The sequence below is a fragment of the Rectinema subterraneum genome (assembly GCA_009768935.1).
GTDB classification, from domain to species: domain Bacteria; phylum Spirochaetota; class Spirochaetia; order Treponematales; family Rectinemataceae; genus Rectinema; species Rectinema subterraneum.
The window spans coordinates 1-7,427 of record WESA01000070.1 but is presented as its reverse complement, the minus strand read 5'-3'; the positions used below and the strand labels follow the sequence as shown (position 1 = coordinate 7,427).

Here is a 7,427-nt window from a genome sequence, read left to right as displayed (position 1 = left end):
CGTTACTCCCGCTCGTTATTTCGCCCGCTCGACGATTTCGACCAGCCGCCATCGCTTGTCGCGAGAAAGCGGCCTGCACTCGACAACAGAAACGGTATCGCCGACATGCGCTTCGTTGTTTTCGTCGTGGGCTTTAACACGCTTCGTCTTGTTCACATACTTTCTGTAGAGAGGATGCAGCTTGCGCATGATAATTTCTACGACAATGGTCTTATCCATCTTGTCGGAAACGACAATGCCTTGCAGAACAAGCTTGCCCTCAGTCATTTTCTGGATGTTCGTATCCACGTTCCGTCTCCTGAAGAATTATTCCTTCTTCGCGACGCCGCTGCGCTGGGCTTCGGCGATCCTGGTTTCGATCCGCGCGATCTGGCGGCGAAGATTTCTCTTCTCGAGCGGATTCTCTACGTGCCCGACCACCATCTGGAATCGAAGGTCAAAGTATTTCTTTCGAAGCTCATCGCGCTTGACGAGCATCTCTTCCATCTTCAAATCTTTGAATGAATTCTTCATGGCGATCACTCCATTTCCTCGCGCACCGCGAATTTCGTCTTCACGGGGAGCTTGGAACCTGCGAGGCGCATTGCCTCTTCGGCAGCCTTCGGCTCGACGCCCGAAAGCTCAAACAACACTGTGCCCGGCTTGACGACTGCCACCCAGTATTCGGGGCCCGGCTTTCCGCGACCCATTCGGGTTTCAGCCGGCTTCTTGGAATACGGCTTGTCCGGGAAAATGCGAATCCACATTTTGCCGCCGCGCTTGATATATCTGTTGAGCGCGATACGTGCAGCCTCGATCTGCCGGTTCGTAATCCAGTGCGGCTCAAGGCATACAAGCCCGTAATCACCAAAGGCAATCGTATTCCCGGAGTGAGCCTCGCCGTGAATTCGGCCACGCTGCTGCTTTCTGTGTTTTACTCTCTTGGGTATCAGCATAGATCAGCTCCTTGCTTCACCTTCTGCTCGGTCGGCATCAGGCTTTGCGCTCGGCTTGCGTTCACCCCGTTCGCTGCGCTCTCCGCGCTCTCGACGATCACGCCGCTCCTGGCTGCCTTCCCTGCGCTCTCCGCGAGCCTCACCTGCCGGTTCTCTTTTCGCTTTTCTGGCGAGCTGGCCGGCATCTTCGTTCTTATCCTGGGCATAAACCATGCCCTGGTAAATCCAGACCTTGACTCCGATTTTGCCGAATGTGGTATTGGCCTCGGAAAAGCCATAATCGATATCCGCACGGAGCGTGTGCAAGGGGATACGCCCTTCCTTCAGCTCTTCGGTGCGGGACATGTCGGAACCGCCGAGACGACCGGAAAGTCTGACCTTGCAGCCTTGGGCTCCCGCCTTGAGAGCATTCTGGATGGCGGACTTCATAGAACGGCGGAATGACTGGCGGTTCTCGAGCTGACGGGCGATATTCTGCGAAACAAGCTGCGCATTCGTATCGACTTTCTTGATCTCTTTGATCTTGATCTGCAGCTTTTTCTGGGTGATTTTCTGGATTTCGGCGCCTATCTTGTCGATGTTTGCGCCTTTTATTCCAATGAGCACACCAGGGCGCGCACTGTGAATCACGATGGTAATGCGCTGCGGATGGCGGATAATCTCGATTTCGGAAATATCGGCTCCCTTTGTTTCAGGCAGCTCGAGAAGGCGGCGACGGATCGCAAGATCTTCATGGAGCGTCTTCGCATATTCACGGGGCTCGACATACCAATGCGAGCTCCAATCCTTGTTGATTCCAATCCTGAGTCCGATAGGATTTACTTTCTGACCCACCTTACGCCTCCGTCTTCTTGCCGATTTCGTCGACGACACACGATATGTGGCACATTCGTCTGAGCTGCATATCCGCTCTCCCGCGGGCTCGGAACCAGATTCTCTTCATTCTCGGGCCTTCATCGATGCGCAGCTCCTTGATATAGAGCATATCTTCACCGAGCTTGCGGTTTTTGTTGAGCGCATTTGCCGCAGCGGATGCAACAACCTTCCGGATCAGCTTGGCGCCCTTGTGCGGCATATTCTCGAGAACAGCCATCGCCTCAGTATACGGCTTGGCGCGAACGAGATCGGCAACCGGGCGCACCTTGAACGGCGAAGCGATCAGCCATTTCGATGTGGCTCTGAAGCCAGTTTTGGTATTCGCCATTTCAGCACCCCTACTTCTTCTCGGCTTTCTTGTCGCTGCCGGCATGACCGCGGAATACGCGGGTCGCAGCGAATTCGCCGAGCTTGTGGCCAACAAGGTTTTCGGTCACATAGACCGGAATCCACGTTTTGCCGTTATATACAGATATTGTCTGACCGACCATTTCGGGAATGATCGTCGATGTGCGGGAGTATGTCTTTATGAGCTTCTTATCCCCCGCCCTGCTCATTTCGGTGACCTTCTTGTACAGGCTCTTCTCAATGAAGGGCCCCTTCTTTACGGACCTGGACACGGGTTTACTCCTCTATCTCACTTGCGCCGCTTTACGATAAAGCGGCCCGAAGGCTTGTGTGTATCACGAGTCTTATAGCCTTTCGCCGGCTGACCCCACGGAGATACAGGCTGTTTGTATCCCTTGCCTTTGCCCTCGCCACCACCATGCGGATGGTCGACGGGGTTCATGACCGTACCGCGCACTGTCGGCCTGATACCGAGCCAGCGAGTACGACCAGCCTTGCCGATGCGCTCGTTCATATGCTCTTCATTGCCAACCTGACCGACTGTCGCGATGCACTTTTTGAACACCATGCGCTGCTCGCCTGACGGCAGCTTGAGAACGACATAATCGCCCTCTTTCGCAGCAATAAGCGCACTGACTCCAGCAGAACGGGCAAGCTGGCCACCTCTGCCAAGCGTCAGCTCGACATTGTGCACGGTAAAACCGACCGGAATTTTGTCGAGAGGAAGCGCATTTCCGACTTCGGCTGGGGCTTCCGGCCCCGAAAGAATGATCTGGCCTACTTTGAGCCCCTTGGGGCTGAGGATGTAACGCTTTTCGCCGTCGGCATAGGTAATGAGCGCGATATTTGCGCTGCGGTTCGGGTCATACTCGATGCCGCTCACCTTGCCGGGCACGCCGAATTTGTCTCTCTTGAAATCGATAATCCTGTATTTGCGCTTGTGACCGCCGCCATGGTGCCGCACAGAGATGCGGCCGTTGGATGCTCTTCCGCCAGTGCTGCGTTTGCCTTTGGTCAGCGATTTGACCGGCTTGCTCTCGTTCGAGGTAATCTCTTCATTGATTACCTGCACGCGGTGGCGGAGTCCGGGCGTAACAGGTCTGAACGTTCTAATCGCCATAGTATTCCCTCACATCCTTATTCATGCGCCTTCGAACACTCTGATCGTCTCGCCCTTCTGGAGCCGGACAATCGCCTTTTTCCATTCCGCGGTACGCCCCGGCCTGCCACGAAGCCGCTTTGGCTTTGAGGTGACATTGATCACCTTGCAGGAAACCGGATGCACATTGAAGGTCTTGGCGACAGCTTCCATAATCATCGGCTTGGTCGCCCTCGCGTCGACTTTGAATATGTACTGCCCGATCTCGCGCATTATATTGCTCTTTTCGGAGAGCACGGGCTCGATAAGAATCGCGTCATATTCCATAATCAGCTCTCCTTGGTCTCGCTGGCATAGAACTCGTTGAGCTTTGCGGAAGCACCTTCGAGCATGACAACCTTGCGCGCATAGAAAAGGTCATGCGCCCTCAAACGGTTATACGTCAGATAGCTCAGCCAGGGGATATTCCGCGCGGCGCGCTTGATCATGGGGTCGTCATCTTTCAGGATGAGCACGGTTCTGGCCGGATTCTTGAGATCGACCACATTCGAAAGCACCTTTAAAAGGTCTTTTGTCTTGCCGGATTCGACTGTAAAATCCTCAATGATTGAAACGAGTCCGTCCTGAATCTTCAGGCTCAAAATAGTCTTGAGCGAGAGCTGTTTTGCCTTGCGTGGAATCGCGTAGGAATAGTCCCTCGGTTTGGGCCCGAAAGAAATGCCGCCTCCCACATAAATATTCGACTTCAAATCGCCATGGCGGGAACGTCCGCCGCCCTTCTGGGCGAATGGCTTGCGGTTCGTGCCATGTACTTCGCCGCGGTCCTTGGTCGAAGCAGTGCCGACACGAGCATTTGCAAGCTCGTTGTTGACCGCATACCAAATGACATCTTCATTGATTGGCAATCCGAAGACGGCATCGGACAGCTCAATTGTTCTGAGCTCTTTCCCGCTCAGGGAAATTACTTTGCCTTCCATACAGTCCTCCGCCTTCAGCTCTTCTTCACAGACTTGCGAATGAGCACATCGCAATTCCGCGGTCCGGGGAGTGCGCCGCGAATAAGCACCACGCCTTTCTCTGCATCAACCCTGACCACCTTGAGGTTCTGCACCGTAACCCGCTCGTTGCCCATATGGCCGGGCATTTTGATATTCTTGAAGCTGTGGTGCGGATAGGTACTATTGCCGGTCGAGCCTGGTTCGCGATGGAACTTTGAACCGTGCGTCGCACGGCCACCCTCAAAACCCCACCGTTTCACAACGCCCTGAAATCCCTTGCCCTTGGATTTGGCGATTACATCGACAAATCTGACTCCATCGAGCACAGATGCATCGATCGATTGGCCAACGTCCACTTCCTTCTCGAAATCTCTGAACTCGCGAAGGATCCTGGTGGGAGCGATGCCTTCAGGGAACTGGCCGGCATAGGGTTTGGTGACTCGAGATTTTTTCTTCTCGTAGACACCAACAACGACAGCATTGTAGCCGTCTTTTTCGGCGGTTTTTTTACTGACCACCACGTTGGGGACGACTTGCACGACGGTGACGGGCACTACTCGCCCGGTTTCGTCGAAAATCTGCGTCATTCCAACTTTCTTTCCGATTACACCGATCATTCGGCACTCCTGCGTTGAACGCTTCCGGCACGAAGCCGGGCGTTACAGCATTCTAGGCTTTGTCGCTACGGACAAAGATTTATTGTTTGATTTCGACATCAATTCCGGAGGGAAGCTCGAGCTTCATGAGCGCATCCATTACTTCGGGCGTCGGATCGATAATATCGATAAGACGCTTGTGCGTTCTCATTTCGAACTGCTCCCGGCTTTTCTTGTGCACATGGGGAGAGCGCAGAACCGTGAACTTGTTAATCCTCGTAGGGAGAGGTACCGGTCCGGACACCTTCGATCCTGCATTCTGAACAGTTTTGATAATGCTCTTCGCGCTGTCGTCGACAAGGCGCACATCAAAGCCTCTAAGCCTGACTCGGATTCTGTCTTTCATCATTCCTCCAAAGAACTCTTGCACTCGTATCTTCGGCCGTACCCAGGCAGGCGCGCCGATGACGGTAAAGTGCGGACGGATCTGGGGGTCCGTCTAATGTGCACGTGGCACCATTTCACACAAAAGCGTGCCCCCGCCTTTCAGGGGCACGCTATAGTAGCACTCGCTGAATTGTTTGTCCAGTAGCCAGCCAGAAGCAGCCGGCAGCAAGAGCAATTAGGCAATAACCTCGGTTACCTGACCGGAGGCGACAGTGTGGCCGCCTTCGCGGATAGCAAACTTGAGACCCTTTTCCATAGCGATGGGGTAGATCAGCTCGACCTCGATCTCGGAGTTGTCGCCCGGCATGACCATGTCCTTGCCTTCGGGGAGCTTGACCGTACCGGTGATGTCGGTCGTGCGGAAGTAGAACTGCGGGCGGTAACCGGAGAAGAACGGGCTATGGCGACCACCCTCCTCTTTCGAGAGGCAGTAGATCTGACCACGGAACTTGGTGTGCGGTGTGATGGTGCCCGGTTTTGCAAGAACCTGTCCGCGCTCGACTTCTTTCTTGTCGATACCGCGAAGAAGGGTACCGATGTTGTCGCCGGCTTGGCCTTCATCCAGTAGCTTGTTGAACATTTCGACACCGGTAACGACGGTCTGCTTGGTCGGGCGGATACCGACGATTTCAACCGGATCGTTCACATGGATAACGCCACGCTCGACACGGCCGGTTACGACGGTGCCTCGGCCGGAAATCGAGAACACGTCCTCGATCGGCATCAGGAACGGCTTGTCGATTGCGCGCTCCGGATCCGGGAAGAAGCTGTCCATTGCATCAAGCAGCTCCTGAATGGACTTGGTGGCTTCGGGGTTGTCCGGCTCGGTCATCGCCTTAAAGGCTGAACCACGGATAATCGGGGTCTTGTCACCGGGGAACCCATAGAAGTTCAAGAGGTCGCGCACTTCCTCTTCGACGATATCGAGCAGCTCGGGATCATCGACAAGGTCAACCTTGTTGAGATACACGAGAATTGCCGGAACGCCGACCTGGCGGGCCAGAAGCACGTGCTCTCTGGTCTGCGGCATGACGGAGTCAGGGGCCGAGACGACGAGGATTGCGCCATCCATCTGCGCAGCGCCGGTAATCATGTTCTTGATATAGTCGGCGTGGCCCGGGCAGTCGATGTGGGCATAGTGCCGCTTGTTGGACTGATACTCCAGGTGCCTGGTGTTGATGGTTATACCGCGTGCTTTCTCTTCCGGCGCGTTATCGATGTCTTCGTATTTGAGGACTTTGTCGCCGAACTTGCGTCCGCAGTACATGGTGATGGCCGCACTAAGCGTGGTCTTGCCATGGTCGATGTGTCCGATGGTACCAACGTTCATATGAGGTTTGGTACGCTCGAATTTTTCTTTGGCCATATAAATCTCCTCCTTGGCTTCGTCACCGGCACTTCATAACCTTTCACAACCTGAACACGCTATGAAGACCGTCCGCCGGCATCGATGCCGCCGGATGCTACGCCATAAATTGCTTATTTGGGCTTTCGGATTATAAGCAAAGAATCAAGATTGCGCAATAGCCCGATGAGGCAAAAGCACTTTTTTCTTTTTAGAGGCTGAATATGCGCGCTACCCTGCTTTCTTCGGATGCTGCAATCGCGAAAAACAAGTACCCAAAACGGCCGTTCTCCTGCGGCTAATATTCGCGCGCGCTACCGTAGTGATCAAATTTCGCCTGATAGACGCCGCGCCCTTCGGTGATCGATCGCAGCGATGTTGCGTATCCGAACAGATTTTCCATTGGTGCATAGGCCACAATCGATTTTACTCCTCCAGTATCTTCGACTGCTTCGATGCGCGCGCCTCGAGCCTGGAGAGAAGCGAGCGCTGAACCAAACCAGTCATCCGGCACTTCGACCGAAACCTGCACAATCGGAACAAAGACGACAGTCCCTGCAAGATTCACAGCCTTGCGCAAAATCGAAGAAGCCGCTGCTTCCACAGCTGTTTCCGAGCGTTTGTCAGTGCTCCCCGCGGCACCACCCGGCGGCATAAAGCTTTCAACAATAACTTTTGTACCGACAATCGGCCACCCCTCGCAAGGGCCGACCGCCAGCACAGTCTCCATCGCGCGAAGAATGCATGTTTCATAATTTGCCGACAATCGTATGCCGCTCGCCA

General features: G+C 54.4%; 12 protein-coding genes and 1 pseudogene. All 13 read right to left on the bottom strand.

What is annotated here, in order from left to right; translation table 11 throughout:
- Nucleotides 1–15: 15 nt before the first annotated feature.
- Nucleotides 16–267: a 30S ribosomal protein S17 gene (gene rpsQ / locus GAP13_RS12120; protein ID WP_158908574.1), complete on the bottom strand. Its 252-nt coding sequence runs from the start codon at nucleotides 265–267 to the stop codon at nucleotides 16–18.
- Between the two features lie 39 nt (nucleotides 268–306).
- Nucleotides 307–513 carry a 50S ribosomal protein L29 gene (rpmC, locus tag GAP13_RS12115; protein ID WP_158908573.1) on the bottom strand — a complete coding sequence of 69 codons (207 nt, stop codon included), beginning with the start codon at nucleotides 511–513 and terminating at the stop codon, nucleotides 307–309.
- 5 nt (nucleotides 514–518) lie between these two features.
- The gene (gene rplP, locus GAP13_RS12110) at nucleotides 519–935 is read right to left on the bottom strand and encodes a 50S ribosomal protein L16 (RefSeq protein ID WP_158908572.1); all 417 of its coding nucleotides are present in this window, start codon (nucleotides 933–935) and stop codon (nucleotides 519–521) included.
- Between the two features lie 3 nt (nucleotides 936–938).
- Nucleotides 939–1,769, bottom strand: a complete 831-nt coding sequence (rpsC, locus tag GAP13_RS12105) for a 30S ribosomal protein S3 (RefSeq protein ID WP_158908571.1) — start codon at nucleotides 1,767–1,769, stop codon at nucleotides 939–941.
- A gap of 1 nt (nucleotide 1,770) precedes the next feature.
- Nucleotides 1,771–2,139, bottom strand: coding sequence for a 50S ribosomal protein L22 (gene rplV, locus GAP13_RS12100; protein ID WP_158908570.1), 369 nt, complete (start codon nucleotides 2,137–2,139; stop codon nucleotides 1,771–1,773).
- 10 nt (nucleotides 2,140–2,149) lie between these two features.
- Complete coding sequence (rpsS, locus tag GAP13_RS12095; RefSeq protein ID WP_158908569.1) at nucleotides 2,150–2,431, bottom strand: 30S ribosomal protein S19; 282 nt, start codon at nucleotides 2,429–2,431, stop codon at nucleotides 2,150–2,152.
- Nucleotides 2,432–2,448: 17 nt separating this feature from the next.
- The gene (rplB, locus tag GAP13_RS12090) at nucleotides 2,449–3,279 is read right to left on the bottom strand and encodes a 50S ribosomal protein L2 (protein WP_158908568.1); all 831 of its coding nucleotides are present in this window, start codon (nucleotides 3,277–3,279) and stop codon (nucleotides 2,449–2,451) included.
- A 21-nt stretch (nucleotides 3,280–3,300) separates the two neighbouring features.
- Nucleotides 3,301–3,585 carry a 50S ribosomal protein L23 gene (gene rplW / locus GAP13_RS12085; protein ID WP_158908567.1) on the bottom strand — a complete coding sequence of 95 codons (285 nt, stop codon included), beginning with the start codon at nucleotides 3,583–3,585 and terminating at the stop codon, nucleotides 3,301–3,303.
- 2 nt (nucleotides 3,586–3,587) lie between these two features.
- Complete coding sequence (rplD, locus tag GAP13_RS12080) at nucleotides 3,588–4,235, bottom strand: 50S ribosomal protein L4 (protein ID WP_158908566.1); 648 nt, start codon at nucleotides 4,233–4,235, stop codon at nucleotides 3,588–3,590.
- A gap of 14 nt (nucleotides 4,236–4,249) precedes the next feature.
- Nucleotides 4,250–4,873, bottom strand: a complete 624-nt coding sequence (gene rplC, locus GAP13_RS12075) for a 50S ribosomal protein L3 (RefSeq protein WP_158908565.1) — start codon at nucleotides 4,871–4,873, stop codon at nucleotides 4,250–4,252.
- Between the two features lie 79 nt (nucleotides 4,874–4,952).
- Nucleotides 4,953–5,261, bottom strand: a complete 309-nt coding sequence (gene rpsJ / locus GAP13_RS12070) for a 30S ribosomal protein S10 (RefSeq protein ID WP_158908564.1) — start codon at nucleotides 5,259–5,261, stop codon at nucleotides 4,953–4,955.
- A gap of 213 nt (nucleotides 5,262–5,474) precedes the next feature.
- Nucleotides 5,475–6,665, bottom strand: coding sequence for an elongation factor Tu (tuf, locus tag GAP13_RS12065; protein ID WP_158908563.1), 1,191 nt, complete (start codon nucleotides 6,663–6,665; stop codon nucleotides 5,475–5,477).
- A 277-nt stretch (nucleotides 6,666–6,942) separates the two neighbouring features.
- A pseudogene (locus tag GAP13_RS12060) lies at nucleotides 6,943–7,427 on the bottom strand (hypothetical protein); the annotation flags it as partial.

Excerpts from the sequence above, each read along its gene's own strand:
- rplP (WP_158908572.1), bottom strand. The coding sequence starts at position 935 with ATGCTGATACCCAAGAGAGTAAAACACAGAAAGCAGCAGCGTGGCCGA.
- rpsQ (WP_158908574.1), bottom strand. The coding sequence starts at position 267 with ATGACTGAGGGCAAGCTTGTTCTGCAAGGCATTGTCGTTTCCGACAAG.
- tuf (WP_158908563.1), bottom strand. The coding sequence starts at position 6,665 with ATGGCCAAAGAAAAATTCGAGCGTACCAAACCTCATATGAACGTTGGT.
- rplB (WP_158908568.1), bottom strand. The coding sequence starts at position 3,279 with ATGGCGATTAGAACGTTCAGACCTGTTACGCCCGGACTCCGCCACCGC.
- rplC (WP_158908565.1), bottom strand. The coding sequence starts at position 4,873 with ATGATCGGTGTAATCGGAAAGAAAGTTGGAATGACGCAGATTTTCGAC.
- rplW (WP_158908567.1), bottom strand. The coding sequence starts at position 3,585 with ATGGAATATGACGCGATTCTTATCGAGCCCGTGCTCTCCGAAAAGAGC.
- rpmC (WP_158908573.1), bottom strand. The coding sequence starts at position 513 with ATGAAGAATTCATTCAAAGATTTGAAGATGGAAGAGATGCTCGTCAAG.
- rpsJ (WP_158908564.1), bottom strand. The coding sequence starts at position 5,261 with ATGATGAAAGACAGAATCCGAGTCAGGCTTAGAGGCTTTGATGTGCGC.
- rplV (WP_158908570.1), bottom strand. The coding sequence starts at position 2,139 with ATGGCGAATACCAAAACTGGCTTCAGAGCCACATCGAAATGGCTGATC.
- rplD (WP_158908566.1), bottom strand. The coding sequence starts at position 4,235 with ATGGAAGGCAAAGTAATTTCCCTGAGCGGGAAAGAGCTCAGAACAATT.